Source organism: Streptomyces typhae (assembly GCF_009755605.1).
Classification (GTDB): Bacteria; Actinomycetota; Actinomycetes; order Streptomycetales; family Streptomycetaceae; genus Streptomyces; species Streptomyces typhae.
The window spans coordinates 148,236-173,998 of sequence record NZ_WPNZ01000018.1 but is presented as its reverse complement, the minus strand read 5'-3'; the positions used below and the strand labels follow the sequence as shown (position 1 = coordinate 173,998).

The window sequence follows — 25,763 nt, the reverse complement described above, 5'->3', positions numbered from 1 at the left end:
CCTCGTGCCGAGTGCCCCTAGGGCACCGGACCAACCCCCGTCCGGCCGGGTCCTTCCCCCTTAGGTGCCGTCCCTGTGCCGTCCCGGCTCCTTCGCCACGTGTCGGTACGGGGGTCGTGCACGATCAGGCCGAGCCGGGCGAAGTCGGCAAGCCATCCCTGCATCGGCCAGCTGCCCCAGCGGCTCCGGAACGTCGCACCGTTGCGCAGGATGTCGTCGAGGTGCTCGACCGGGGGCCGGCTCACCGGGTGGTGCTGGTGATAGGCGGGAGCGCCGCCGACCCACCACAGTCCGACGCCGCGGTCGGCAGCCGTGCGGGCGAAGTCGGTGTCCTCGCCGCCGTACCCGGTGTAGTCCTCGCAGAAGCCGCCGACGGTGCGCCAGGTGGCGGCGGTCAGGGCGAAGGAGAGCGACCAGAAGAGATCGTGGTCGCCGTCCCGCACGACCTCATGGGCGCCGGGGACGGGCCGCCCGGGGTGGGGCGGGGCCAGGGCCGGGAGGTCGCACAGCCGGTAGCCGCCCCGGGGCGGGGGCGGCAGGTACGCCACCGTGCCGCACAGCAGGACGCCGTCGGCCGCTGTCCGGGCGTAGCGTGCCAGCAGGCCGGGGCCGGGGACGCAGTCGACGTCGAGGAACACCAGCAGGTCGGCCCCGGCGGCCAGCGCCCTGGCCGCTCCCGCGTTGCGGGCCGCGGACAGGGGGAGAGAGCCAGTGGTGCCGACCGGGAGAGGCACGGTGTCGGCGGCGGGCCGTCTGCCCGTGAGCACCGTCGCCGCGTCCGGATCGGCCATGGTCACCACCACATAGTGGTCCGGGGGCAGCACATTGCCCGCCAGGCCGTCCTGCTGAAGCCGCAGATGGCGGTGACGGCCCGCGACGAGGGTGATCACAGCGATCCGCACGGGCCCTCCCCTGCCTGCGGGACTGCCCCCGGGACCGCTCGTGGCAGGTCACGAGGGGGCGCGCACGGGGCCGTCCCGGACAACCGCTCCAGCAGGCGGGCGGCTCGCTGTGCCCCGTCACCCGGCGCCCACGCGGCCCAGCGACCGCCGGGGCGGCGCGCCGTCCGGTCGAGCAGGTCCTGCCACTCCCGCGGCGCGGGCCAGGACATCCGTACCGTCGCGAGACCGGCGGTGGCCAGGGCCCGCGCGGTGGCCCGCTGCTCGCCGTGCGGACGGTCCTGCGGGATGACGAGGGCGGGTGTGCGGGCCGCGGCGCACTCGGCGACGGCGTTCTGCCCGGCGTGGGTGATGACGGCGTCGGCCCCGCAGAGCAGCGGCCACGGATCGTCGACCCACCGCCCGTGCGGGCCGCCCAGGAACGTCCAGGCCCACCCGGTGGTGCTCGCCGCGGCCTCACGGAGTGCGGCGGCGTCGACGTCCGCGCCGCCTCCGCCGAGCAGGACGACGACTTCCCGGCGGCCGGGGACGCGGTCGCCCGCGCCGGGACGTGGCCGGCCGTCGTAGCGCGAGAAGGCGCCGGTGTACACCGTCTTGGCCCGCCAGCGCTGGGGCCAGTCCGGCTCGGGGACGGCCTCCGGCCAGGGAGCCAGCAGCGCGTCGGCGATGTCGTACCCCAGCCGGTGGGCACGGTCGAAGCGGTCGCCGCGCATCGCGGCGACGACCACGGGGGTGCCCGTGAGGCGGGCGAGGAGCGCCACTTCCACGGAGACGTCGCTGACGAACAGGCGGGGCCGGGCCCGGTCGATCCAGCTGGTGATGGCCTCCATGCGGCCGCACAGGCCCGGGTGGTGGCGGGGAGCCCAGTGCAGTCTGCCGCCCGCGGTCGGGTCGTCCCCGTCCTCGGAGCGGCCCGCGGACGGAGCATTCCCGTCCCGGGGGGCGTCCGGGGCCTGGTCCGTGTCGAGCGGCAGCGGAATCCACTCGCCCCTCCAGCCCGCGGGCCGGGGCAGGGAGGAGAGGCCCACGACGGGAACGCGGAGCCTGCGGGCCACGCACACGGCCCGGTGGAGATGTCCACGCCCCTGGTGGTGCACGTAGTAGCCGATCACGCGGCCACCTCCCGGTGCAGGGAGGCGTAGCTGTCGGCCATGGCGTCCAGGGAGCAGAAGCGTTCGGCGCGCTCCCGGGCCGCGCGGCGGTCGAGGCGCGTGACCGGGCCGATGAGGTCGGCGAGTGCGCCGACGTCGTCCCGCGGAGCCAGGGCACCGCACTCCGGGGTGAGTATCTCGCCGAGGGCACCGCGGTCCAGGCCGCACACCGGGGTGCCGCAGGCCAGCGCCTCCGCGACCACCAGGCCGTACGGCTCGTCCCAGCAGGGGGTGACCAGGGCGGCGGCGGCACCGCCGACGAGAGCGGCGAGGTCGCGGCAGCCGAGGTGGCCGACGTAGACGATGTCCCCGCCGAGCAGCGGTGCCACACGCTCCGCGAAGTAGCGCTCGTCGCCGACGGGTCCTGCCAGGCGCAGCGGCCATCCGGCCTCGCGGGCCGCCGCGATCGCCAGATGCGGCCCCTTCTCCGCCACGATCCGCCCGAACCAGACCAGGTGCCGCCCGCCGGGCCCCGCGGGCCACCGCTCGGTGTCGACCCCGTTATGGATCACGCGGGCGGCGGGGACGAGGGGACGCCAGGCGGACGCGGTGTGCTCACTGACGGCGGTGAACGTCACCGGGCAGCGCTCGCCCGCCTGGATGGCCGACTCCAGCCAGGGCGTGGGCGGTGTGTGCAGCGTCGTGACGACCGGGGCGCGGACGGCCGAGGCCATGGCGATCGGCAGGTAGTGCAGGCTGTTGTTGTGGACCACGTCGTAGCGGTCGCCCGCGCCGCCGGCCAGGTCCAGCATCAGCCGCAGGTACGCGTGGTGCTCCTGCATCCAGGTGGCGTCCGGCATGCTGACGTCCGACCGGGCGGCGCGGCTCAGCGACGTGCGGTGCACCGGCAGTTCCACGACGTCCAGAGCCGGGTCGGAACCCGGGGCGGCGAAGAGCTCCACCTGGTGGCCCCGCGCGCGCAGCGCACGGGCGAGCGACCAGGTGTGCGCTTCGAGCCCGCCCGTGAACGGCTCCCTGACGGGGAAGCGGGCCGAGGCGATGAGGGCGATGCGCAGGGGTGCGCTCATGCGAGGAGCTCACGGTAGGCCGCCCGGTGCGCCGCGGCCACCCGCGCGCGTTCGGCGGTGCGCACGGCCGCGGACGCGCGCCAGCGCGGTCGGGTGCGGTACGCCTCACGGACCGCCGCGGCCAGGGAGACCTCGTCCAGGCCGTCCTCCTCGGTGTGGCCGTAGGACAGACACGGGCGCTGCTCGGCGTAGTAGCCGCAGGACGGCGCCGCGACAGCGGTGCCCAGGTCGTGGCAGGCCTCCAGCCAGCCGGAGTGCGTGCCGAAGGTGTACGGCAGGACGGACAGGTCGAGGCCGGTGAGGTAGTCCCACAGCTGGTCGTCGTCGAAGTAGTCGTGCACGTGCAGCCGCAGTACGCCGCTGCCGGCGAGGGCCCGCAGTCCGGCGAGCACATCAGGAGCGTGGGCAGGCGCGCCCGGGTCGCCCACCTCACGGTGGATGTTCACGTGCAGCTCCGCGTCGGGGAGATCCGCGGCGGCCCCGGCGAGGGCCCGCACCACCGGCAGCAGGGACATGTTGGGCCGCAGGCTCTTGGCGTGCACACCGATACGGAAGACGGTGCGCTCCGGGCGGGGTCGGGCGAGGCGGGAGAGGCCCACGACATGGGGGTGGGGCAGGACCCTGGCCCCGCGGTCCCAGCGCCGCCGGATCTCGCGGGCCGCTCCGGGAGTGAGCGTGATGAGGTGGTCGGCCGCCGGTATCAGCACATCCAGGGCCGCGTCGTGGAGCCGGGCGTCGGGCTGATGGGGGTTGCGCAGGTCGTGCACGGTGTAGACGAGCGGCTTGCCGTGCCGCCGCAGGGCGGCCACCAGCGACGACAGCTCCGCGGGGGTCTGGGCGTCGAATCCGAAGTGCAGATGGAACACGTCGAAGTCCGTGTGGTGTGCGCGCACCCAGTCCGGGTCGAGCATGACCGGCGGCCACCATCGCTGAGAGGTGCTCGGTGCCCCGTTGGGGCGGGGGTCCCTGAGCCGTACGACGCCGTCCGCGTTCCGCTCGTCGGCGCAGTGCCGTACGTAGACGTGCCCGGCGGGCACCGACGCGATCCGCACCGGGTCGGCGGACGGGGGCGCGGCCCGGGGGCGGGGCGCGGAAAGGGCAGCCGGGTCATCCATGGCCATGGTGCTCCTGTATCGCTGCAAGTGGCTACAGGTGCCGCTCCTGGCCTGACGGCGCCTCCTTGGTCCCTCCCGTCTCCCCCGAGTATGTGGTGCCAACCGTGAACACGCATGACGGAGCGAACGTGGGGGGTGGAAAGCCGAGGGGTTGGGCACGCCACCGCGGGCAACCCGCAAGGCATGGCAGGCACAGACAAGCAGGAACGCGGCTTCACAGAGCCGGAGACGGTACGCGGAGAGCCGGGGGCGGGCGCCGGGCCGGGGCCCGAGGTGGAACGGAACGCGCCGGAGGGGCCCACGCAGGTGCCTGCCCGTGCCTGGGGGCAGGTGCTGCGGCGCACGGGCAAGGAGTTCATGGAGGACGAACTGCCCGACCGAGCGGCGGCGTTGACGTACTACGGGGTGCTGTCCCTCTTCCCCGCCCTGCTCGTCCTTGTCGCCCTCCTCGGCGTGGCCGGGCAGGAGGCGACCCGCAACATCGTGGACAACCTCCAGCAGCTGGCCCCCGGAGCCGTCCGCGACATCATCAAGGACGCGGTGCGGCAGCTCCAGCGCAGCAGCGCCACCGGCGGTGTGCTCGCCATCGTCGGCCTGGTCGGGGCGCTGTGGTCCGCCTCGGGGTACGTCGCCGCGTTCATCCGCAGCGCCAACGCCGTGTACGACCTCCGCGAGGGCCGGCCGGTGTGGAAGCTGACGCCGCTGCGGCTCGGGCTCACCGTCGTACTGATGCTGCTGGTGGCTGCCAGCGCGGTGATCGTGGTGTTCACCGGGCCCGTGGCGAAGCGTGCGGGCGATGTGCTGGGCGTGGGGGACGTGGCCCTGACCGTGTGGGCCGTCGCCAAGTGGCCGGTGCTGGTGCTCCTGGTGGTCCTGATGATCGCCCTGCTCTTCTGGGCCGCACCGAACGTCCGCGGCAGGGGGTTTCGTTGGGTGAGTCCCGGAAGTGTCCTCGCGGTGCTGCTGTGGCTGGCCGCCTCGGCCGGGTTCGCTCTGTACGTGGCGAACTTCGGCTCGTACAACAAGACATACGGAGCCCTTGCGGGCGCCATCGTCTTCCTGGTCTGGCTGTGGGTGTCGAACCTGGCGATCCTGCTCGGCCTGGAGTTCGACGCCGAACTGGCCCGTGAACGGTCCATCGAGGGCGGCCAACCCGAGGGGGAGGAGCCCTACGTGGAGCCGCGCGACACCCGCACCTGGCCGCAGGAACAGACCGGCTGAGAGCCGGGAGGCGAGGGCGCTGCCACCGACCCGCCCGAGCGACCTCGGCCGGGGCAGTCAGGCCCCGCCCGACGTGCCACGTTACGGTGGAGAGGTGCGGACGAACAGCGAGGGCGATTCCCCCGGAGGATGTGCTGCCGTGCTGGTGGCCGCCTCCGCCGGAGGCCATGAAGGCCTCAGGAAGCTGCTCGGCGGCCTGGACGCCGCCCTGCCCGTGCCGGTGCTCGTGGTCCAGCACCTCAATCGCAACCGCGAGACACTCATCGTGCGCGTGCTCTCGCCCCATACCCCCTTGAAGGTCAAGCTCGCGGAGGACGGAGAGCAGGCACAGCCGGGGACCGTCCACATCGCCCCGCCCGACTGGCACCTGTGTGTGCGAGCGTTCGGCATGTTGTCCCTCACCCAGGAGGACCGGGTCAACTTCGCCCGCCCGGCCGCTGACCCCCTCTTCGAGTCGGCAGCGCAGACGTACGGATCCCGGATCGTCGCCTGCGTTCTCACCGGCACCGACGGGGACGGTTCCCGGGGCGTGCGGGCCGTCAAGGCCCGCGGGGGCACGGTGATCGTTCAGGATCCCGAGACGGCCGAGTTCAAGGGCATGCCCAAATCCGCCATCGAGACGGGGCAGGTGGACCTCGTCCTGCATCTCGAAGCCATCGGGCGGGTCATCGACCGTCTCGTCCAGCGCGCCTGAACCGCGCTCCCGGGCAGCGGGTGCGGGGCAGGCGCGCGCCGGTTGGCTTGACCCAAGGCTTGTCGCCGCGTGACGAACCGGTCTACGCTCCGTGACAGACCAGGCGTCACTGCCTTGGCCGGATCTCCCGGACCTCGAGATCTCCGAGCGTCACAGCACGCACACCAGACTGGTCGGAGACCCGCGCCGCAGCGGACACACGCGGCTCCGGCCCCGCCCTTCCCGGTCCGACGCGCCAGGGGACACTCCCGCTGTTCCCGGCCTCCCAGGAAGGGCGGACCACGCCGGGGCGGTGAAAGGGGAGGTCCTGCTCCGGCACCGGCGGCCGTCGCCGGTTCTCGGGTTCTCACGGCGGCGGCCGCATCCCTCGGCTTCACCGAGGACGAGCACGCGCCGGGACGCGACGGCTCACGGCGAGGGGCCCGCGAGTTGCTCGGCGGGGTTCTGGATCACTTCGAGAGCCAGCGCGGTCAGGCGCTGCCGCCGGTGCCGGGCGTGCCGCCGCAGCCGGTCGAAGGCCTCGTCCATACTGAGCCCCGTGCGGGCGGCGAGGGCGCCCTTGGCCTGTTCGATGACGATCCGGCTGTCGAGGGCGGTCTGCAACTGCTCGGTCACGAGGCGCTGGTCGTGCAGGGTGCGCTGGGTGAGGATGGCGATGGCCGCCGCGTCCGCGAGCGCCTGCGCGAGGCGCAGATCGACGAAGGGCATGGCCCGGCTGTGCCGGTGGAAGAGGTTGAGGGCACCGACGGTCTGGCCGCGCAGCCGCATCGGCAGCGCGACGATCCCGCTGAACCCCTGGGCGAGCGCGAGCGGGGTGAAGTCCGGCCACCGCCGACGCGTCGCGTCGCTGTCCAGGAAGGTGTCGAGGACGGGGGCGCCGGACTGGACGCAGTCCCAGCACGGGCCCTGCTCCAGTTCGATCTGGGAGAGTTCCAGGCGCCGCGCGGACTCGCCGGACGCGGTGGCCTGCACGACGTGGCCCTGCGCGCCGATGAGCATGGCGCCGCAGTCGGCGAGGTCGAGGAGTGCGACCGCGTGATCGGCGAGGCGGTGCAGGAACTCCATGATGTCGAAGTCTTCGGTCAGGATGTCGGCAAGGTCGACGAACGCGGCGACCAACCGCTCCTCACGAGTCGTGCCCATGATCGGGCCACCTTCGATAGGGGGTGCTGCCCGACGCCGGAAGGCTCGCGCCGTCCTGTGCGCCGTGGCCATCCTTCCGTGCCGGCCCGCCGTTGGGAAGACGGCCATGAGCCGGTCCCGGGAGCCGTCGGTCCGGTACGGCCGGGCCCGTGCCGTCCGTCGCACGGACCCGGCCCGAGCAGGCGCCGCCCGCGGGGCCCGAATCCGTCAGTGCGCGAGGGTCGCCAGGAGTTCCTCGCGGGCCGAGACGCCGAACTTGCGGTAGAGGGCCTTGAGATGGTCGTTGACCGTGTGCGGGGAGACGTCGAGGCGGCGGGCGATCTGTTTGGCGGGGAGGCCTTCGACGGCCTGATGCAGGACTGCGGCCTCGCGGGGGGTGACGCCGTACCAGGCGGTGAGCGCGGGCAGCAGGGTGCGGGTGGTGGCGGGCTGGATGGTGAGGGCCACCTCGCCCGTGCCCGTTCCCGCGAGGAGCTGCGCCCGGGTCTCGATCCAGCCGTCGGGGTGCGGCACGCGGTTGACCACGGGACCTCTGCGGCTGCGGGCCATGAACGTGCTGTGCCAGTACGCGACGGGCAGGACGTCATCCGATCCCAGGAAGCCGGGCAGGCAGGCCCGGAGCCAGTAGGGGCTGTCCGGGGTCGCGGCCCGGATGCGGTCGGCGCCGTCGACGACGATGACCGCGGGCGGCCGGACGGAGCGCAGCGGACGGGGGGTCCCCCGGGCCACGAACCGCCGCAGCGCCCGCGCGAGCGGCGTCACCAGGCACTGCGCGTGCACGGCCTCCGCGGCGGTGAAGCAGGCCCGGCCCCGCTCGCGCACCAGCGCCAGCGTCCCCCACAGCGGCCCGCCGCCGACCAGCGCGAGACGCATCTCGCTGCCGAACCCCTGCGGCACCATGACCTCGTGGAGACGCAGGCTGCGCCGCTCCTCCCGTACGCCGGAGCCGAGCACGCCCACCTGTGCGGCGCCGTACCACAGCTCCTTGAACGGATGGCGGTCGCTCGCCGTGAACTCGCCGAGCAGGACGTGCCGCAACGACGGGTAGCTGTAGGTGTGTTCGCCGCTGAGAAAGCAGCTGACCTGGGAGAGCGGGTCGAGTCCGGAGAGCATGAAACCGTCGTGCGGAATCAGGCGGCCCAGCGCGCGGGAGAGCCCGTGCCCCAACTCGTGCACGTCGGCGGCCTCGCCCGCCGCTGCCGCGATCCCGCCGACGGCCCGCTCCACCCCGAACGCCATGAAAGGAGTATGGCAAGGAGCGGCGCACGGTGCCCGAGAATTCAGCAGGACGCGTCACGAGGCCTGACGGTGTGTGACGACCCGGCGGGCGCCTGTGCTTGTGCGCCCCTGAACTGCGGCGACGGCACACGGCCAGATTGACTTTACGTGTCCTTTACTGTTGTCTGCCGCCATGAACAGACCCATTCGCACTGCTGTGTGCACCCTCGCCGCCGCCGGACTCGCGCTGACCCTCGGCGCCTGCTCCGAGGCCGAGGAGAAGGCTGTCGACGCGGTCGACAAAGCCGTCAACGAGAAGTACGAGGTGACCTACGAGGTCTCCGGCAAGAACGTCGACGAGATCGAGTTCTCCGCCGGCGAGGGCTCCGCGGCCAATCCGAAGCTGGAGAAGGAGACTTCGCCGGAGCTGCCGTGGAAGAAGACGGTGACACTGCGCGGCATCATGCCGCCCACCGTCGTCCCCGTGTCGACGGACCCGACCGGCGCCGACCTCACCTGCAAGGTGATCTACAAGGGCAAGGTCATCAAGGAGGCCTCCGGCGAGCACGTCGTCGCGGGCTGCATCGCGATCTCCCCGATCGGCGAGTAGACCGCGGGACGCACCGTCAGGGGCGGCCCCGCGCTCGCGGGGCGCTATCGGAACCGCACGCGGTCGCCCTTGCGTTGAAGTGGACTCCAGCTCGTACAGTCGCCGCATCCAAGAGGACGGCGTCCAAGGAGAGTTGCATGCGCCACCGTGTTCTGGGCGGCACCGGCATCGAGGTCAGCCCCTACTGCCTCGGCACGATGATGTTCGGGGCCGTCGGCAACACCGATCACGACGACTGCGTACGGATCGTCCACGCCGCGCTCGACGAGGGGATCAACTTCGTCGACACCGCCGACATGTACTCCGCCGGGGAGTCGGAGACGATCGTCGGCAAGGCCCTCAAGGGCCGCCGCGACGACGTGGTGCTCGCGACCAAGGTGCACTTCCCGATGGGCGAGGGTCCGGGCCGCGGCGGCAACTCGCGGCGCTGGATCGTCCGCGCGGTCGAGGACAGCCTGCGGCGCCTCGACACCGACTGGATCGACCTCTATCAGGTGCACCGCCCCGACCACACGACCGACGTCGAGGAGACGCTGTCCGCCCTGACCGACCTCGTGCGGCAGGGCAAGATCAGGGCGTTCGGCTGCTCCACGTTCCCCGCGGACCAGATCGTCGAGGCCCACCACGTCGCCGACCGCCGCGGGCTCCAGCGGTTCCGCACCGAGCAGCCGCCCTACTCGCTGCTCGCCCGCGGCGTCGAGCGGCATGTCCTGCCGGTGGCGCAGCGCCTCGGCATGGGTGTCCTCACCTGGTCGCCGCTGGCCTCGGGATTCCTGACCGGCCGCTACCGCAAGGGCCGCACCCTCGATCTGAGCAGCGGACGCCCCACCCTGAACCCGGCCCGCTTCGACCCGGCGGCCCCGCTCACCACCGCGAAGCTCGACGCCGTCGAGCAGTTCGTCACCCTGGCCGGGGAAGTGGGCTGCTCACTGCCGGAACTGGCGATCGCCTTCCCGCTCGCCCACCCCGCCGTCACCTCGGTGATCATCGGCCCGCGCACGATGGAGCAGCTGCGGGACACGCTCAAGGGCGCCTCGGTGGTCCTCGACGACGCGGCCCTCGACCGGATCGACGCGATCGTGCCGCCCGGCACCGACGTCTATCCGCCGGACGGCGTGTGGTCCCCGCCGGCACTCACCACCCCCGCGCTGCGGCGCCGCACGACCGGCAGCAGGGCCGCCACCGCCTGACCGCACCCCCGCGACCGCACCTGGCGCCTTCGCCTCCGCCGCCGCACAGCCCGTCACGGCCGACGTGGGCGACATCGGGGTACGTCCCACGGCGCACGCCTGGGACCCGTCGCCGGGGCCCGCCCCGGTCAGCCCCCGAAGCAGACGTACGCGGCCCAGTCCGCCGGGTCGACGGGACGGCCGGGCGGCAGGTGCCGCACCGCGTCCGCCGCCCCCGCGCGCAGGTCCGACGGCAGGCCGCGGTGCGAGTCCAGCATCCACATCTGGGCCGTGCGCAGCGCGGTCGCGGGTGAGGTGCCCCGGGTGCGCAGGAAGTGATGGGTCAGGGCGAGGAGCGCGGAGGTCGCGCTGTCGCGCACGGGCCACAGGGGGGCGACCACCGTACGCGCCCCCGCCCACTGGAGCGCGGCCGACAGGCGCAGCGCGGCCTCGTCGTCGCGGACCAGGCCGTCGCCGCGGCAGTCGGTGACCAGGACGGTGGCGGGCTCGCCGCCGCGGCGCCGGTGCAGGGCCTCGGCGACGGACGTGAGGCGGAGCGGGCCCCCGGGCAGCGTCAGTTCGGGGCCGAGGCTGCCGTCGCGGTAGTGCGCGGGCCCGGCCAGCGTCAGGACACCACCGGCGGCCGGTCGCACGGCACGCAGATGGCGCAGCGCGTCCTGCGGTTCGTACGCCACCACCGGAGCCGCGTCCAGCGGGTCCCGGCCGCCCGGGGCGCGGTCGCCGCGCACCTCGTCGCACAGCGCCCGCGCGGACACCGCGTAGGTGAACTCGGCGTACTCGAGGGCGTACTGGCGCCGTTCGCCGCCGCTCGTGTCGTGCCGGGACGCGGCGTGCCAGGGCACGGCGCCGAGACGGCCGAGCGGGACGAGGACGAGCCGCGGCAGACCGCTGGGGCGTGCGTCCGCCAGCGCGGAGAGGACCGGGCTCATGGCGGCCCGCGCCGCCCATCCGCACAGGTCGGACAGCGACGACCGGTCGCGGAGGTAGGCGGGGAGCGGCCCGGTGTCGTCGATGAGGTCGGGCAGCGGAATCGCGTACGTCCCCCCTGCGGCGGTGACGACGAGGGCGAGTCCGGCGGCGGAGTCCGACGCCGGTACCAGATACACCAGCGCGTCCCGGCCGGACACGGTCAGGGCCCGGCCGATCTCCGCCGGTTCCGGTGGCGTGCCCGGCGGCGTGCCCGGCAGCGAGGCTGCGCGCCACAGCTCCAGCGCGTGGACTAGTTCGACGAGCGCGCCGTCCTCGTAGCACCAGGCGGCGACCTCGCGGGCGGCGGACGCCGGGCGGGCGGCGTCCAGCTGGTCCTCCGTCACACGGCTCGGACCCGGGCCGGGCGTCGGGGTGGCGACCACCATGGCACCGGCCGCCCTGAGTCCCGTGCGCAGGCTCGACGTGCGGTCCCTGCGGTACCCCGCGTCACGGGCGCGGTACGCGCGCGCCAGCGCGAAGGCGATGTCTCCCCAGTCGTGCCGGTCCGTGTCCTCGGCGATGACGGCTGCGCGCTCCAGGATCTCGATGCCGCCCGCCAGTTGCGCCTCCCGTGTCTGCCTGCCCGAGCCCGGCGTGATGTGGAAGCACTCGGCGGACCCCAGGTAGTAGGCGTAGCGCAAGAAGCCCTGGTGGTCGTCGTCGAGGACCTCGTACGCCTCCCGCAGCAGGCTCCTCGCCTCGGAGCGTCGGTTCTCGCCGCCGCTGAGCAGGAGGCTGACCCCGGCCTCGCCGAGCAGCCGGGTGCGCTCGTCACCGGAGAGACGGGCGACTCCGTGCCGGATCTGGGCCGGGGTCGGCGGTGGTACCGGGCGGGGCGTGGGGGAGTGGCCCGTACGGCGGGCGAGGGAGTCACGCAGGAGGTGTGTGCGGCTCAGGAGCATCCATGTCTCCAGGCGCGCCGGATGGTCGGAGTCGAGCGTGGCGTGGATTCCGGCGGCTTCGGCGAGGTAGTGGTCCGTCGTCGCCAGGTCGCCCCGGCCCATGCACGACCATGCTTCCCGCACGGCTTCGTGGGCCGCGGCGAGTTGGGCGCGGCCGGCTGTCTGCCGGCGGCCGTCGCCGGCGAGGTCGCCCTTGTGGCCGGGAATCCACGCCGTCATGACGGGGATCCACGCGCGCGCGTCGTCCGGCCGCCAGAGGGGATTCCTGCTGAGGCTCCCCACGTCGTCGCGGTCGCGCTCGACAGACACGCGCCGCCGGTGGGCGGACAGATGGCCGAGAGGGGGCCGCCCGGAGGTCAGCCTGGACAGGCCGTCGAGCCACGAGCGGCGTGCGGCGCCCGCAGGCGCGTCCGCCGCGGCGTGCTCGGGGTGCCCCAGGAGGGTGATCGCCAGGCTGAGCGCCGGGACGCTCCAGCCCCGCGCGCCGCGGTGGTGCAGAAGCCGTTCGAAGGTCTCCAAAGCGCCCCGCGGAAGTCGGCGCACGGCGTCGGGAGCTCGCAGAAGCGTGCCGATCAAGGCCTCGACCTCGGCGGCGGGGATCTCGTCCCGTGTCTCGCGCCAGATCAGCGCCTGCCCGTACGCGGTGGCCGCCAGGGTCTCCCAGGTGGTTCCCGACGAGCCGCCGCCGGAGCGCGCGGGGCCCGGCACCGGGCTCGTCGTCCCGCCGAGCAGCAGATGGCGTTCCAGATGCAGCCGCGCGAGCGTCTCGATGAGGGCGGCGGCCTCCGGGGTGCGCGGCCGCACGGCGTCCGTCGCCGTGACGTGGCGGGCCAGGGCCTCGTCGAGCAGTCCCGGAAGGTGCGTGGGACGCCGGTCCGAGCGTGCGAGGTGTGCCTCGTAGCGCCGCAGCGCGCAGTGGGCGAGGAGCAGCAGGGCGAGCGTGCGCAGGTCGTCGTCGCCCGCAGGCAGCTTCGTGAGGCCGGTGGTGAGCAACTGCACGGCTTCGTCGAGCGAGTCGAGCGAGTCGAGGGCGTCGAGGAAGTCGAGGGCGGGGGTGACGCCGGTCCTGCTCCGCGTCTCGTACCGCAGCACGAGCGCGTAACCGTGGAGGATGCGCCAGCGGTGCCAGGAAGGGGCGTCCCGGGGGGCGCCGCCGGGAACATTCGTGCGACCCCGGAAGGCCTCGCGGAACGCGGTGAGGGCCTGGCGGAGGTCCCCGGGCGCTCCCTCGCCGTGGACGTAGGAGTGGAGTCTCAGTTCCCCGAGACGGCCCAGGCGCAGAGGTGCTTCCTCGCGCGCCTCACTGCGGGGCGGGACGGGTTCGGCTCCGGCACTCTCGGCTCCGGCGCGTCCGGCTCCGGTGGCCTCGGTTCCGGCGCGTCCGGCTCCGGTGGCCTCGGTTCCGGCGCGTCCGGCTCCGGTGGCCTCGGTTCCGGCGCGTCCGGCTCCGGTGGCCTCGGCCTCGGTGGGTTCGCCCGCGTGCGCCGGGGGCGGCACGGACCCGGCGGTCTCGCGCAGCAGCGATCCCGCCCGCTCGGCGGCGGCCTCCATCAACGCCTCGGCGTTGTCCAGGCGTCGGAGGGACCCCGAGCCGACGGCGGCCTCGTACTCGGCGGTCGCGTGGGCAAGCGTCGCGGAGACCGCCTGCGGGTGCTCGGGGCCCATCAGGGCCGAGGCCTTCTGCGCCGCGATGGCGAGGACGTCCGCGGCCCGCTCCTGGCGCTCGCGGTCGCCCGCCGCACCGGCCGCCGCGGACTCCGCCGAGGCCAGGGTGACGAGGGCCGAGAGGGACGAGGGGTGGTCGCTGCCGCGCTCGCGCACCACGTCCCGCACGGCGGCGTCGAGGCCGGGCAGCAGGGCGTCGGCCGTGGCGTCGTCGCCCACCGCGCGGGCCGCGGCCGTGCGGACGGCCAGGGCGAGCAGCGTCACGTCGACACGGCTCTCGGGGACGGTGACCGCGGGGAGCGCTCGGAGAGCCTCGCCCGCGTGCAGCGCCGCCTCCGCGAAGTCACCGAGCCGCAGGGCGACGGCGGCCGTGTTGGCCAGGGCGCGGGCCCGCAGCGCGGAGTCCTCGGTGCCGCCGGGCGGGTACGCGGCCCGGTCGAGGAGGTGTGCCGCCGCCGTCAGCCGGCCGCGCCCGGCGAAGGTCACGGCGAGCTGGTTGCGGGACGCGTTGTCGCCGCTCACCTCCAAGGTGCCGCCGAGCACACCCGCGGCCAGGTCGTCGAGGAGCGCCTGGGCCATCGCGTGCAGGCCGAGCGCGTCCAGGTGCGCGGTCAGGGCGGCGAGGTCGCGGGCGGCGCCCGCCGGGCCGAGGACGGCGGGGGAGTGGCGCAGCACGGACAGGACGGCGGGGAGCCCGGCTCGGGCCTCGGGGTCGCCGGCCACCGCCGCCCGCGCCAGGGACAGGGCGGTGCGCCAGATCCGCTCGGCCCTGCGGTGAAGGGCCGGGCTCGGCCGGGCTGCCCGGCGCCGGCTGGTCACGGCGTACCGTCCTCGCCGAACGTGGCACGGATCTTGTGCTGCCAGACCTGGAAGCGCAGCTCCGCGATCTGGGCCGCGTCCATGACTCCCTCGGCGGCGGCCGCGTCGATCTCCTTCAGATAGGCGTCGGCCGTCGCGATCAGCGGGTTGGGCGGCGCGTCGGTCACCACGGCGGTGGCGGCCCGCGGGACCGGTGGTGGCTCGGCGCCCTCGGAGGCGGCGTGGGCGTCCGGGGGCGGGCGGAGCACGTCGACGAGGTGGGCCACGCCCAGGGAGTCGAACCGGCGCATCGCCTCCGCGATGGTGGCCGCGAACAGGACGTTGGCGGCGCGGTCGGCGGCGACCCGGTCCGGCGCCTGCTCCAGGAGGATGCCGACCACCATGGGGTGCTGCCCGTCCGCGGTGCGCTCGGGGGCGTGGCCGTCGCAGGACGTGGTGTCCTCCACGGGACCGCCCGAGTAGCCGGAGTAGTCGCCGAGGAACTGGTCGGCGGAGAGTTGCAGCGCCTCGATGGTGCCGCCGCCCTCGCACAGGTAGGAGGCCGCCCGGGTGTCGATGCGGCCGCTGAGTTCCACTTCGTCGGCGGCTGGGCGGTACGGGCCGCGCCAGCGGCCCCCGATGCGGGCGGGCCCCGAGTTGGGTATCCGGGGAATGGCGCGCTGCGGGGGCGTGATGCCGATCAGCGCCAGGTCCGCCGCCGGTTCGAGCCGGCTGACGCGGGCGGCGAGCAGGGCGCCGTCGGCGAGGACGACGTCGAGACGGTCGTCGACCTGTACCTGGCCGCGCAGACAGTGCAGCGCCGTGAGCACGAGCCAGTTGGTCAGCAGGAAGCCGCCGCCGAGCCGCTGTCCGGCCCGGTGCAGATCCACCCAGTACGGTCCGCAGCCGGTCACGGGGCGTCCGACGTCCGCTCCACGGTGAGGGTGACCTCGAAGGACGCCTCCGCGGAGGCTTTGGAGAGGATGACTCCGGCCTCGGCGGCGAGGGTCAGGCCGAAGGTGACCTGCATGCCGGACACCTGCCACCCGCCCCGCGCGGGCACCTGCGCGAGGGAGTCCTGGGCGATGGCCGACGCCTGCACGATGGCCTCCTCCAGCTCGGCGGAGCGGTCGTCGAGCAGGGTCGTCGCGCGGGTCCTGGAGGCGATCTGCCGGGTGCCGACGGCGTCGAGGGCGACGGTCTCGACTCTGATCTGGGCCATGGTTCTTCCCGCTTCCCCCGCGCCCCTGTGTGCGCCCCACGACGCGCCACACGTTCCCTGCGCAGCACAAGTCCGCCGTGTGCGGCGGGCGTTGACGGCGCACTGTCTCCCGGGCAGCGTATCGACGGGCGGGCGTGTGCGCGACGACTTCGACCATGCCGGTCGGGCATGCCGGAGGCGGGTGCCCGCCGGATCGGACCACTCCCGGTCGGGGCGGCACCTGCCCCCGGTCCGGGGGCGGCACCTGCCCCCGGTCGGGACTCGGCCGCCCGCGGCGGTTCACCTCGCGGTCGGCGCGCGGCCCGTGCGGAGCATGTGCAGGACGGCCTCCTCGGCGGGGCCCTGGGTCGCCGGGGTGCCGTACGTGCCCTCGGCACCGAGGCGCGGCAGGACCGCGGCCACGGTGACGTCCTCCTCGTACAGCTCGATGACCTTCGGATTGATGTACGAGGCGCGGCAGACGGGGGCGGTGTTGCCGAGGTAGGAGGCGACCTCGCGGACCGCCCGGCCGACGGCGCGGCGCCGGGAGGTCTCGCTGTGCGCGGCGCCGCGGGACACGGCGAGCGCCACGGCGGCCATGACCGTGGCGTGCCAGGTCCGGAAGTCCTTGGCGGTGACCGGGAGTCCGGCGAGCTCTTGCAGGTACGCGTTGACGTCCCCGCCGCCCAGTTCGTGCCACTGCCGCCCCTCCCAGTAGGCGAAGAGCCGGTCGCCCTCGGCGCGGCGGCGCAGCAGCGCGGTGACGGCCCGGCACGCCGGGGGGTCGACGGTCGCCTGGACCCGCTCGATGCCGCCCTTGGCGGGGTAGGAGAACAGCACTTCGCCGCCCCGGCAGGTGGTGTGCTCACGCAGCAGGGTGGTCAGACCGTAGGTGTTGTTGCGGTCGGCGTAGCGGTCGCTGCCGACGCGGAAGAAGCCGAGGTCGAGGAGGCGGACGGCGGTCGCGAGCACCCGCTGCCGGGTGAGTCCGCGGTCACCGAGGTGCGCCTCCACCGCCGTGCGCACCTCGGGCAGGCGCTCCGCCACGTCCAGGACGTGCTCGTGCTTGGCCTGCTCCTGCTCGGCGCGGAACTGCGGGTGGTAGAGGTACTGGCGGCGTCCCGCGTCGTCGGTGCCCACCGCCTGCAGATGGCCGTTGGCCTTGCGGCAGATCCAGACCTCCCGCCAGGCGGGCGGGATCACCAGGGCCTTGACGCGGTCCAGCTCGCCGGGGTCACGCAGGGGACGGCCGCGCTGATCGAGGTAGCGGAAGCCGCGCCCGTGCCGCTTGCGCAGATATCCCGGCTCGGTGGGCCGGCTGTGACAGAGGCGCAACCGGATCTCCTTCGCTCGACACAGGGCGCCCGGCGCACCCGCCGACGCTCAACCAGCCGCGTTGTCGACCCGCAGCCGCACCTGCTCCTCCAGCCGCTCCAGGCTGGTGTCCAGGGCGTCGTGCACGGCCTTCTCGCCCGGGTCGTGGCCCGCGTCGAAGAACGACAGGTGCACGGTCACCTCGCTGACGCCGCCGTCCATGCCCGCGACCTGGAGCCAGCCGGTGTAGCTGCCCCGGTCGCGGGTGCCCCATTCGAGCCGCATCTGCTCGCGCCGGGCGCGCAGCACGGCGTCGGTGTCCTCGTCGGTGCGGTCCTCGTGCACGGTGACGGCGGGCGGGTCCTCAGGCCGCACGTGCAGGGCCTCCGGCAGCCAGGTGTCGAGCTGGTCGACGTTGGCCGCCTGGTCGAAGACGTGCTCGGGCTGTGCGGGCATGGTGCGCGTGCGTTCGTACTCGGTCATCGGAGTACCGTCCTTTGCCGGGTGGGCGTCCTGCTGCGGCTCGGGTCGCTGTCCGAGCGTCCTGCGGGGGCGCGGGTCGCTATCCCAGACCGCCGCCGCCGAAGCTGCTGCCGCGGCCCTTCTTGTGGTCGTTCGGGTCCTGCGAGGCGCTGGGGTGCGTACTCGAACTGCCGTATCCCTCTTTCAGCTCATGGGGCAGGAGCCGATTTCCGTCCTGCGGCACTTCGTCCGGGTCGCGGTACTCCCGTACCTCTCTGACAGGGCCGCCCTCGGGCAGGTGCGGCTGCTCCTCCGGAAGCGGCTTCCGGGATTCCCGTGACTGCACGCGGCGGCCCCAGAAAAAGGCGCCGAGAAGAACCGCGACCACGACGAGACCGGCAATCCACATAAGCAGTTCCGCGCCGGCCGAAACAGCGAGTTCCATGGTCTTCATGTGGCGGTTGTACCCGCCCCCGATCGAAAGATAGCCCGTCATCTACGCCTCCCGGTCCCATCCATCCAGTTCTCATTGAAAGTTCCAGCAGCGGGAATGGAAAATTCCAGCAGCGAGAATTCCTTGCCGCGGGTACCCCGACCCGCGTGGTGAAGGCCGGTTTCCCGAGATTCGGTGGAGACCTCCTGCTCACCAAGGGCGACCGGACCGCGGTGCGGCCCCGGACGCGTGCCCTTCCACTGTCCGGGTAAACGGGCGGTCCCGCACCACGACCCGGTGCGGGACGGCGGGGGCGGGCCGGGGACTACTCCCACCAGGTGGCCCCCAGGTTTACCGACAGATGTTCGGGTACCCATGCGACGCAGGCCGAGCGGGCAGCCGTCGCGGCCGGCCGGCAGGGGACGTGACACCGGAGTCCGGAGGCCGGCGTGGGCCGCGGCTCACGCCACACTGAGCGTTGGGAAAGTGATGACTGAGAAGAACCCGATCGAGAAGGCGGCGCGGAAGGCCGCGGATGCCGTGACCGGAGGGAATCCGGCGCACGACATCCCCGGACGGCCCGGAGCGGAGCCGCCCTCCTTCGACGAACCGACGGAGCCCAGGCAGCCCCTGCCGCCCAAACCCGACCAGCGGGCCCCCGCGCCGGTGAGCCCGACGGGCCGTCCCACCGGAGCCGGCGAAGGCGTCCGGGCACAGAGCGGGGAACGCCTGACGACCGCCCAGGGCAACCGGCTGTACGAGACGGACCACTCCCTGAAGGCCGGGCCGCGGGGACCCGTCCTGCTCCAGGACCACCACCTGCGGGAGAAGATCACCCACTTCGACCACGAGCGGATCCCGGAGCGGGTGGTGCACGCCCGGGGCGCCGCCGCGCACGGAGTGTTCCAGGGCTACGGCACCGCGGCCTCCGTGACGAAGGCGGCCTTCCTCGGCAAGGACGTGGAGACGCCGGTCTTCGTACGGTTCTCCACCGTCCTCGGTTCGCGCGGATCGTCCGACACGGTGCGCGACACCCGCGGCTTCGCGACGAAGTTCTACACCGGCGAGGGCACCTTCGACCTGGTCGGCAACAACATCCCGGTCTTCTTCATCCAGGACGCGATCAAGTTCCCGGACATCATCCACGCGGGCAAGCCGCACCCGGACCGGGAGATCCCGCAGGCCCAGAGCGCCCACGACTCGTTCTGGGACTTCGTCACGCTGCACACCGAGGCCACCCACCACACCCTGTGGAACATGTCCGACCGGGGAATCCCCCGCTCGTACCGCATGATGGAGGGCTTCGGCGTCCACACCTTCCGGCTGGTGAACGCCGAGGGCGCCACCACCCTGGTGAAGTTCCACTGGAAGCCGAAGCTGGGCGTCCACTCGCTGGTGTGGGAGGAGGCGCAGCTCGTCAACGGCATCGACCCCGACTTCCACCGGCGCGACCTGGCGGACGCCATCGAGGCGGGGGCCCACCCGCAGTGGGAGCTGGGCATCCAGACGTTCCCCGACACCCCCGAGCAGACCTTCGAGGGCATCGACCTGCTCGACCCGACGAACATCGTCCCGGAGGAGCTGGCGCCGGTGCAGCCCATCGGTCTGATGACGCTGAACGCCAATCCCACCAACTACTTCGCCGAGACCGAGCAGGTCGCGTTCCACCCGGGCCACCTCGTCCCCGGCATCGACGTCACCGACGACCCGCTCCTCGCGGGCAGGCTCTTCTCGTACCTGGACACCCAGATCAGCCGGCTCGGCGGCCCCAACTTCGCCCAGATCCCGATCAACCGCCCGCACGCCCCCGTCAACGACATGCTGCGTGACGGCATGCACCAGACGGCCGTGCACACGGGCGTCGCGCCCTACCACCCCAACTCCCTCGACGGGGGCTGCCCGTTCCTCGCGGGCGCGGACACGGGCGCCTACATCGAGACGCCGGTGACGGTGCCGGAGTCGCAGAAGGTGCGCGAGGCCGCCGCGTCGTACGACGACCACTTCAGCCAGCCCCGGATCTTCTGGCGGAGCATGAGCGCGGTGGAGCGTGAGCACATCGTCGCCGCCTACACCTTCGAGTTGGGCAAGTGCTACGAACAGGCCATCAAGGAACGGGGGCTTCAGGTCCTGGCCAACATCGACCCGGACCTGTGCGGCCCCGTCGCGGAGGGGCTCGGCCTGCCCGCGCCGGGACCCACGGTGGCGATCGAGTCCGCCGAGGCCAGCCCCGCGCTGTCCCAGCTGGGCCGGACCTGGCCGACGGACGGCCGCGTGGTCGCCGTCGTCACCGGCGGACAGGGCGACCTGGACGGCGTACGGGCCGCCCGTGACGCCCTGTCGGCGGCGGGTCTGGTGCCGCTCGTGGTGGCGCCCACGGGTGGCAAGCTCGATGAGGGCGGCGACCCGATCACCGTCCAGCGGACCTACGCCACCGCCCGCTCGGTCGAGTTCGACGCCGTCCTCCTCGCGGGCGCGCCGGGTCCTGGCAACGACGCGTACGGGGCCAGGGACGCCAAGGCGGGCGAGCCGGGCGCCACGGGCGTGGTGGACCCGCGGGTGCTCCTGATGATCGCTGAGGCCTACCGGCACGGCAAGGCGATCGGCGGCTGGGCCGACGCCGGTGACGCGCTCACGGCCGCCGGTGTGCCCGCGGACGACCCGGGCGTGGTGGTCACCGGCGCCGCCTCCGACACCCTGGACCAGGTCACCGGGTTGCTGGGGGAGCACCGGGTGTGGGAGCGGTTCGCGCCGCCGGCCTGAGCCGGCGGCCGGGCGGCAGCCCGAGGAAGCGGCACATGTGCCGCCCCTGATACGTGGAGGGCGGGCCTGGGACGGCCCGCCCTCCACTTTTTTGCCGCGACCACACCCCTGATCCACTTCGATGCAGATAAGGTTAGGCTTACCTTGCGATGTGGGGGCGGGGGTGCCGTGCTGCCAACTGCCCTTCGGTAGCCGTGGGTTGGGTGCGTGCGCCCACCCTCGGCACACGGCTGATTGGGGAGAGTCGCAAGATGCGGGTGGTCGTGTTCGGTGACCTGGCGTGGGGGCAGCGCACGCAAGGGGTGACAGCCCGGTGACCAGGACCGCGGCGCTCGCCCCCGCCCCGAAGCCCGGCCGGACGGAGGAGGAGGCCGGCACCGCCCGCAAGGTCCTGCGGGGCTCAGGACTGCTCGTCCTCGCCGGCGTCCTGCTGCTGCTCGTCGTCCTCAGTACGTGGATCGGCGCCAAGGACACCAGCCTCGCCGAGGTGTGGTCCGCGCTGTGGCACGACGACGGCTCCTACACCACCGACGTCGTACGCGAACTGCGCCTGCCCCGCACCCTGGTGGGCCTGATGGTCGGTGCGGGACTCGGGGTCGCGGGCGCGGTCATGCAGGCGACGACCCGCAATCCGCTCGCCGACCCCGGACTGCTCGGGGTGAACGCGGGCGCGTCCGCAGCGGTCGTCTTCGGCATCGGCGTCGTCGGCCTCTCCGGCTTCACCTCCCTGGTGTGGTTCGCCTTCCTGGGGGCCGCGGTGGCCACGGTGCTCGTCTATGTGCTCGGCGCCTCGGGCCGCGCCGGGCCGACCCCGGTCCGTCTCGCCCTGGCGGGCGCGGCGGTGAGCGCGAGCCTCGGCGGCCTCATCGGCGGCCTCACGGTCTTCAACGCGGCCAGCTACGACTACATGCGCTTCTGGATGGTCGGCTCCCTCGCGGGCCGCAGCTCCGGCCTGGTGTGGGACCTGCTGCCGTTCGTGGCGGCGGGCCTCGCCGTGGCCCTGCTCATCGCCCGGCCCCTCAACGCCCTGGCCCTCGGCGACGAACTGGGCAAGGCCCTCGGGACCCGGGTCGCCAGGACCCGGCTCGCCGCGGTCGTCGCGGTGACCCTGCTGTGCGGCGCCGCGACCGCGGCCGCCGGGCCCATCGGGTTCGTCGGGCTCGTCGTCCCGCTGGTGGCACGCTGGTTCACCGGGCCCGACCTGCGGTGGGTGCTGCCGTACTCCATGCTCATGGCGCCGATCCTGCTGCTCCTCTCGGACATCATCGGCCGTGTGGTCCTGCCCGACGGGGAGTTGGAGGTGGGGGCCGTGACCGCGCTCGTCGGCGGTCCCGTGTTCATCGCGATGGTGCGCCGCCGCCGGGAGGTCTCGCTGTGACCGGCACCGACACCCGCACCGGCCCCGCCGCCACGGCCCCGCCCCGGGAACTCCCCGTGGGCGCCGCCGGATGGCGGGTGCGCCTGTGGTCCGGGCGGCTCAGCCTCCGGCTGCACCGGCGGACGACCGTGGTGTGCGCCCTCGCCCTGCTGTGCGCGGCGCTGACCCTCCTCGTCAGTCTCTGTGTCGGGGCCTATCCGATCGCGCCGGGGGAGGTGGCCCGCGCGCTGTTCTACGGCACGGGCGACCGGCTCGCCGTGCACTTCGTGAACCAGGAGCGGCTCCCGCAGGCACTGCTCGCGATCCTGGCGGGCGGTGCGCTCGGCGTCAGCGGCGCGGTCTTCCAGAGCATCTCCCGCAATCCGCTGGCCAGTCCGGACGTCATCGGCTTCAACAGCGGCGCCGCGACCGGCGCCATCCTGGTCATCGTGACGCTGGGCAGCGGAGCGGGGGCCGTGGCGACCGGGGCGGTGTGCGGCGGGCTCGGGGCGGCGTTCGTGGTGTTCCTGCTCGCCAGCAGGGGCGGTGTGCACGGCGTGCGCCTCGTGCTCGTCGGTCTCGGGGTGACCGCGATGCTCGGCTCGGTGAACTCCTATCTGCTCACCCGCTCCCACCTCAACAACGCCCAGAGCGCTCACGTCTGGCTCGTCGGCACCCTCAACGGCCGCGGCTGGAGCTCGGTACGGATGATGGCGCTCGCGCTGCTCGTGCTGCTGCCCGCCGCCCTGCTGCTCGGCCGGCTCCTGCGGATGCTCGAACTGGGGGACGAGCTGGCGAGCGGGCTCGGCGTCCCGGTGGACCGCGCCAGGATCGCCCTGATCGTGCTCGGCGTCGGTCTGTGCGGGGTCGCGGTGGCCAGCGCGGGACCCATCCCGTTCGTGGCCCTTGCCGCGCCGCAGATCGCCGCCATGCTGACCCGTGCGCCGGGCGTCAGCGTGCTGTCCGCCGGTGCCGTCGGTGCCGCGCTGCTCGGAGCGGCGCATCTGGTGTCCGGTCAGTTCTTCACCGCACTCGCATGGGTGGGCGACCGGGTCGGCTGGCTGACCCTGGTGGACGAGTCGCAGCGCAACAACCAGCTCCCCGTGGGTGTCACCACGGCGGTTCTCGGAGGCGTGTATCTGGCGTGGGTGCTCTTCAAACGGCGTGGGACCGGACGCGCCTGACTTGGCGTGAAGTCGTCGCGACGCGGGCGCAGTTGATGCGGCTTTAGTTGAAGAGATTTCCGCTGGGGGTTGTTCCCCACAGATCACTAAGGTTAGCCTTACCTAACAACGAGGAGGATCTTGTGAGCAATCCGTTCGATGACGAGGACGGCACCTTCCTGGTGCTGGTCAACGACGAGGGCCAGCACTCGCTGTGGCCCTCCTTCGCCGCGGTTCCCGCCGGCTGGACCACCGTCCACCCGGAGGACACCCGGCAGGCGTGCCTGGAGTACGTGGAGCGGAACTGGACAGACCTGCGCCCCAAGAGCCTCGTGGAAAGCATGGCGACCGACCCGTCATGAGACCTGTGAACCGACTGGGCGACCGGCTCGCGCGCCGCGGGTTCCTCGTGGGGGCGGGCGTCGCCACCACCGGAGCCGCCCTCGGCGCCGGAGCCGTCCTCACCGGCGGGGGCACGGCCCGAGCGGCCGTGCCCCCGCGTCCCGACCTGATGACCGCGGCCCTCGGCACACCGCTGGAGGAACTGCCCGAAGCCGTGCGGCAGGCCCGAGCACGCGGCGACCGCGCGGATCCCGCCGCCGCCCGCGCGACGCGGGCGGCGAAGGAGCTGAAGCCGTTCCGGGACCCGCTCCCGGTCCCCCGCGTCCTGCGCGGGCGCGGGGGAGCCCTGACGGTCTCGATGCGGGAGGCACGGCTCAAGCTGCACGCGCAGCTTCCGCCCACCCGCCTGTGGACCTACGAGGGCAGCCACGTGGGCCCCACCGTCGAGGCCCGCCGCGGCCGTCGGCTCCGCATCGCCTGGGAGAACGACCTCAAGGGCGACTTCCCGGTCCCCGCGGTCCGGGTGCCCTTCGCCTACGACCCGGACCTGCCCCTGATGTGGGACCGGCCAGGGCGCGAGGGCGCGAAGGCCCGCGAGGACGTCGCCGCGCTCCCGCCGTGGACGGTGGTCCACCTGCACGGCGCGGTGACCGGCGGCGGCAACGACGGCTGGGCGGAGAACGCGCTGCTGCCCGGCGCCGCACAGCTCTCCGAATACCCCAACCGGCAGTCCGCGGCCGGACTCTGGTACCACGACCACGCCATGCACATCACGCACCTGAACGTGATGGCGGGCCTCGGCTCTGGCGCGTACCTCATCAGGGACGACGAGGAGGAGCGGCTGCGGCTGCCCGCCGGCGAGCGGGAGGTCCCGCTGGTCGTCTTCGACCGCAACCTCGACGTCGACAGCCGCGGCGAGTTCACCGGCGACCTGCTGTACAAGGGCATCGTCGTCGCCGACGACCCCTATGAGCTGGTACGGCCCTTCACCGGCCCGTTCAGCATGGTCAACGGTGTGATCTGGCCGTACCTGGACGTCGCCGCGGGCTGGTACCGCTTCCGCGCCCTGAACGCCGCCAACAACCGGCCCTACCTCCTGAAGATCCTCGACGAGGACGGCAGGGAACTGCCGCCCGAGGCGTTCGTGGTCATCGGCACCGACTCGGGGCTGCTGCCGAAGCCGGATCCGGTCACGGCGGGCGTGCCGCTCACCCCGGGCGAACGCGCCGACCTGCTCGTCGACTTCTCCCGCGTGCGCGGGCAGAGGCTCCGGCTCGTCAACGCCCACCCCGAACCGGGCGCCCGCGCCGACCTGATGCAGTTCCGGGTCGCGTCCAGGGCCGACCACGGCGGCTTCGTACCGCCCGAGCGGCCCTCGCCGTCCTTCACCCCCGTCCCCCTGCCCGCAGGCGCCCCCGAACGCCTGGTGGTCGTCACGCCCGTCTACCCCAAGGACCCCGAACTCTGGGAGATGGAGGAGGTCGCCGCGCCCGAGGGCGAGATGCCCATCGACGGCATCGTCCAGATCGAGGACGCGGGCGGCACCGTCCGTACGTTCAAGCGCGTCGCGGCCACCTTCGAGGACCCGGTGCGGTTCACCGTCGCCGCGGGCGCCACCGAACGCTGGAGCTTCCTCAGCCTGGAGAAGTCCGCGGGCGCCTACCCGCATCCCATGCACCTGCACGCGGTCGCCTTCCAGGGGCTCAGCCGCGACCTGTACGACGTCAGCGGCTTCACGTTCTTCGAGAAGGACGGCGGCGGCTACGGCGCGGGCACCGGCAAACCGCTCAAGCGGATCAAGGCGGGCGAGCTCACCGCGGCGGAACGCGGCCGCAAGGACGTCATCAGCCTGGCACCCGCCGAACTCGTCACCGTCGCCGCCCGGTTCGAAGGACCCGCGGGGCGCTTCATGCACCACTGCCACATCTACGAGCACGAAGACATGATGATGATGCGGCCCTTCGTCGTTCAGCCGAAGGCCGTCATGGACCTCGCTCCGCACGGCCCGAACGGCGGCCACGGAGCGCACTAGCGCACCGCGCCACCTCCCCAACTCCCACCCCCCTGCGGCCCCGGTCGCGGGCGCCACCGCGACCGGCACAGCGGGCCGGTCGCTCTGTCGCGCGCC

Annotated in this window: 21 protein-coding genes; 9 read left to right on the top strand and 12 right to left on the bottom strand. The window is 73.5% G+C overall.

Features of this window, described 5'->3' with window-relative positions; genetic code table 11:
• Positions 1 to 17: 17 nt before the first annotated feature.
• Genes GPA10_RS28920 through GPA10_RS28905 form a run of 4 tightly spaced genes read right to left on the bottom strand, consistent with a single transcriptional unit; the run spans position 18 to position 4,193 of the window.
• Positions 18 to 902, bottom strand: a complete 885-nt coding sequence (locus GPA10_RS28920; protein ID WP_343041429.1) for a glycosyltransferase family 2 protein — start codon at positions 900 to 902, stop codon at positions 18 to 20.
• Positions 887 to 2,011 carry a glycosyltransferase gene (locus tag GPA10_RS43820; protein WP_198351733.1) on the bottom strand — a complete coding sequence of 375 codons (1,125 nt, stop codon included), beginning with the start codon at positions 2,009 to 2,011 and terminating at the stop codon, positions 887 to 889. The genes GPA10_RS28920 and GPA10_RS43820 overlap by 16 nt, the downstream gene beginning before the upstream one ends.
• Positions 2,008 to 3,078, bottom strand: coding sequence for a glycosyltransferase (locus GPA10_RS28910; protein ID WP_058850909.1), 1,071 nt, complete (start codon positions 3,076 to 3,078; stop codon positions 2,008 to 2,010). The genes GPA10_RS43820 and GPA10_RS28910 overlap by 4 nt, the downstream gene beginning before the upstream one ends.
• On the bottom strand, positions 3,075 to 4,193 hold the full coding sequence (locus GPA10_RS28905) for a glycosyltransferase (protein WP_157168053.1): 1,119 nt from the start codon (positions 4,191 to 4,193) through the stop codon (positions 3,075 to 3,077). The genes GPA10_RS28910 and GPA10_RS28905 overlap by 4 nt, the downstream gene beginning before the upstream one ends.
• 183 nt (positions 4,194 to 4,376) lie before the next feature.
• On the opposite strand from GPA10_RS28905, the gene GPA10_RS28900 reads away from it, so the two are divergent.
• Together GPA10_RS28900 and GPA10_RS28895 are read left to right on the top strand one after the other, a co-directional pair.
• Positions 4,377 to 5,414: a YihY/virulence factor BrkB family protein gene (locus GPA10_RS28900; RefSeq protein WP_079086808.1), complete on the top strand. Its 1,038-nt coding sequence runs from the start codon at positions 4,377 to 4,379 to the stop codon at positions 5,412 to 5,414.
• A gap of 139 nt (positions 5,415 to 5,553) precedes the next feature.
• Positions 5,554 to 6,108 carry a chemotaxis protein CheB gene (locus tag GPA10_RS28895; RefSeq protein ID WP_343041428.1) on the top strand — a complete coding sequence of 185 codons (555 nt, stop codon included), beginning with the start codon at positions 5,554 to 5,556 and terminating at the stop codon, positions 6,106 to 6,108.
• Between the two features lie 408 nt (positions 6,109 to 6,516).
• On the opposite strand, the gene GPA10_RS28890 is transcribed toward GPA10_RS28895, so the two are convergent.
• Together GPA10_RS28890 and GPA10_RS42850 are read right to left on the bottom strand one after the other, a co-directional pair.
• Complete coding sequence (locus tag GPA10_RS28890; protein ID WP_157168052.1) at positions 6,517 to 7,251, bottom strand: GAF and ANTAR domain-containing protein; 735 nt, start codon at positions 7,249 to 7,251, stop codon at positions 6,517 to 6,519.
• A gap of 207 nt (positions 7,252 to 7,458) precedes the next feature.
• Positions 7,459 to 8,490, bottom strand: a complete 1,032-nt coding sequence (locus GPA10_RS42850) for a helix-turn-helix transcriptional regulator (protein WP_157168051.1) — start codon at positions 8,488 to 8,490, stop codon at positions 7,459 to 7,461.
• 172 nt (positions 8,491 to 8,662) lie between these two features.
• Between GPA10_RS42850 and GPA10_RS28880 the strand changes: the two genes are divergently transcribed.
• A complete protein-coding gene (locus GPA10_RS28880; protein WP_157168050.1) occupies positions 8,663 to 9,079 on the top strand; it encodes a hypothetical protein in 417 nt (138 codons plus the stop codon).
• A 137-nt stretch (positions 9,080 to 9,216) separates the two neighbouring features.
• Positions 9,217 to 10,269 (top strand): aldo/keto reductase, encoded by a 1,053-nt coding sequence (locus GPA10_RS28875; RefSeq protein ID WP_157168049.1) that lies wholly within the window; start codon positions 9,217 to 9,219, stop codon positions 10,267 to 10,269.
• A 128-nt stretch (positions 10,270 to 10,397) separates the two neighbouring features.
• Here the strand turns inward: GPA10_RS28875 and GPA10_RS43815 are convergent, their stop codons facing one another.
• The 6 genes from GPA10_RS43815 to GPA10_RS28845 all read right to left on the bottom strand — a co-directional run bounded on the left by GPA10_RS43815 (position 10,398) and on the right by GPA10_RS28845 (position 18,034).
• On the bottom strand, positions 10,398 to 14,624 hold the full coding sequence (locus tag GPA10_RS43815; RefSeq protein WP_157168048.1) for a CHAT domain-containing protein: 4,227 nt from the start codon (positions 14,622 to 14,624) through the stop codon (positions 10,398 to 10,400).
• The gene (locus GPA10_RS28865) at positions 14,621 to 15,517 is read right to left on the bottom strand and encodes a S1 family peptidase (protein WP_058850917.1); all 897 of its coding nucleotides are present in this window, start codon (positions 15,515 to 15,517) and stop codon (positions 14,621 to 14,623) included. The genes GPA10_RS43815 and GPA10_RS28865 overlap by 4 nt, the downstream gene beginning before the upstream one ends.
• A complete protein-coding gene (locus GPA10_RS28860; RefSeq protein ID WP_058850918.1) occupies positions 15,514 to 15,825 on the bottom strand; it encodes a CU044_2847 family protein in 312 nt (103 codons plus the stop codon). Before GPA10_RS28860 ends, GPA10_RS28865 begins: the two co-directional genes overlap by 4 nt.
• 279 nt (positions 15,826 to 16,104) lie before the next feature.
• Positions 16,105 to 17,139 (bottom strand): DNA topoisomerase IB, encoded by a 1,035-nt coding sequence (locus GPA10_RS28855; RefSeq protein ID WP_157168047.1) that lies wholly within the window; start codon positions 17,137 to 17,139, stop codon positions 16,105 to 16,107.
• Positions 17,140 to 17,187: 48 nt separating this feature from the next.
• On the bottom strand, positions 17,188 to 17,601 hold the full coding sequence (locus tag GPA10_RS28850; RefSeq protein ID WP_157168046.1) for an SRPBCC family protein: 414 nt from the start codon (positions 17,599 to 17,601) through the stop codon (positions 17,188 to 17,190).
• 79 nt (positions 17,602 to 17,680) lie between these two features.
• Positions 17,681 to 18,034, bottom strand: a complete 354-nt coding sequence (locus GPA10_RS28845; protein ID WP_157168045.1) for a DUF6479 family protein — start codon at positions 18,032 to 18,034, stop codon at positions 17,681 to 17,683.
• 468 nt (positions 18,035 to 18,502) lie between these two features.
• On the opposite strand from GPA10_RS28845, the gene GPA10_RS28840 reads away from it, so the two are divergent.
• The 5 genes from GPA10_RS28840 (at position 18,503) to GPA10_RS28820 (ending at position 25,667) form a co-directional block, all read left to right on the top strand.
• On the top strand, positions 18,503 to 20,773 hold the full coding sequence (locus GPA10_RS28840) for a catalase (RefSeq protein ID WP_157168044.1): 2,271 nt from the start codon (positions 18,503 to 18,505) through the stop codon (positions 20,771 to 20,773).
• A 313-nt stretch (positions 20,774 to 21,086) separates the two neighbouring features.
• Positions 21,087 to 22,151, top strand: a complete 1,065-nt coding sequence (locus tag GPA10_RS28835; protein ID WP_058850922.1) for a FecCD family ABC transporter permease — start codon at positions 21,087 to 21,089, stop codon at positions 22,149 to 22,151.
• Positions 22,148 to 23,314: a FecCD family ABC transporter permease gene (locus GPA10_RS28830; protein WP_425505826.1), complete on the top strand. Its 1,167-nt coding sequence runs from the start codon at positions 22,148 to 22,150 to the stop codon at positions 23,312 to 23,314. The genes GPA10_RS28835 and GPA10_RS28830 overlap by 4 nt, the downstream gene beginning before the upstream one ends.
• A gap of 122 nt (positions 23,315 to 23,436) precedes the next feature.
• Positions 23,437 to 23,655 (top strand): MbtH family protein, encoded by a 219-nt coding sequence (locus GPA10_RS28825; protein WP_058850923.1) that lies wholly within the window; start codon positions 23,437 to 23,439, stop codon positions 23,653 to 23,655.
• The gene (locus GPA10_RS28820) at positions 23,652 to 25,667 is read left to right on the top strand and encodes a multicopper oxidase family protein (RefSeq protein WP_157168043.1); all 2,016 of its coding nucleotides are present in this window, start codon (positions 23,652 to 23,654) and stop codon (positions 25,665 to 25,667) included. The genes GPA10_RS28825 and GPA10_RS28820 overlap by 4 nt, the downstream gene beginning before the upstream one ends.
• Positions 25,668 to 25,763 lie beyond the last annotated feature (96 nt).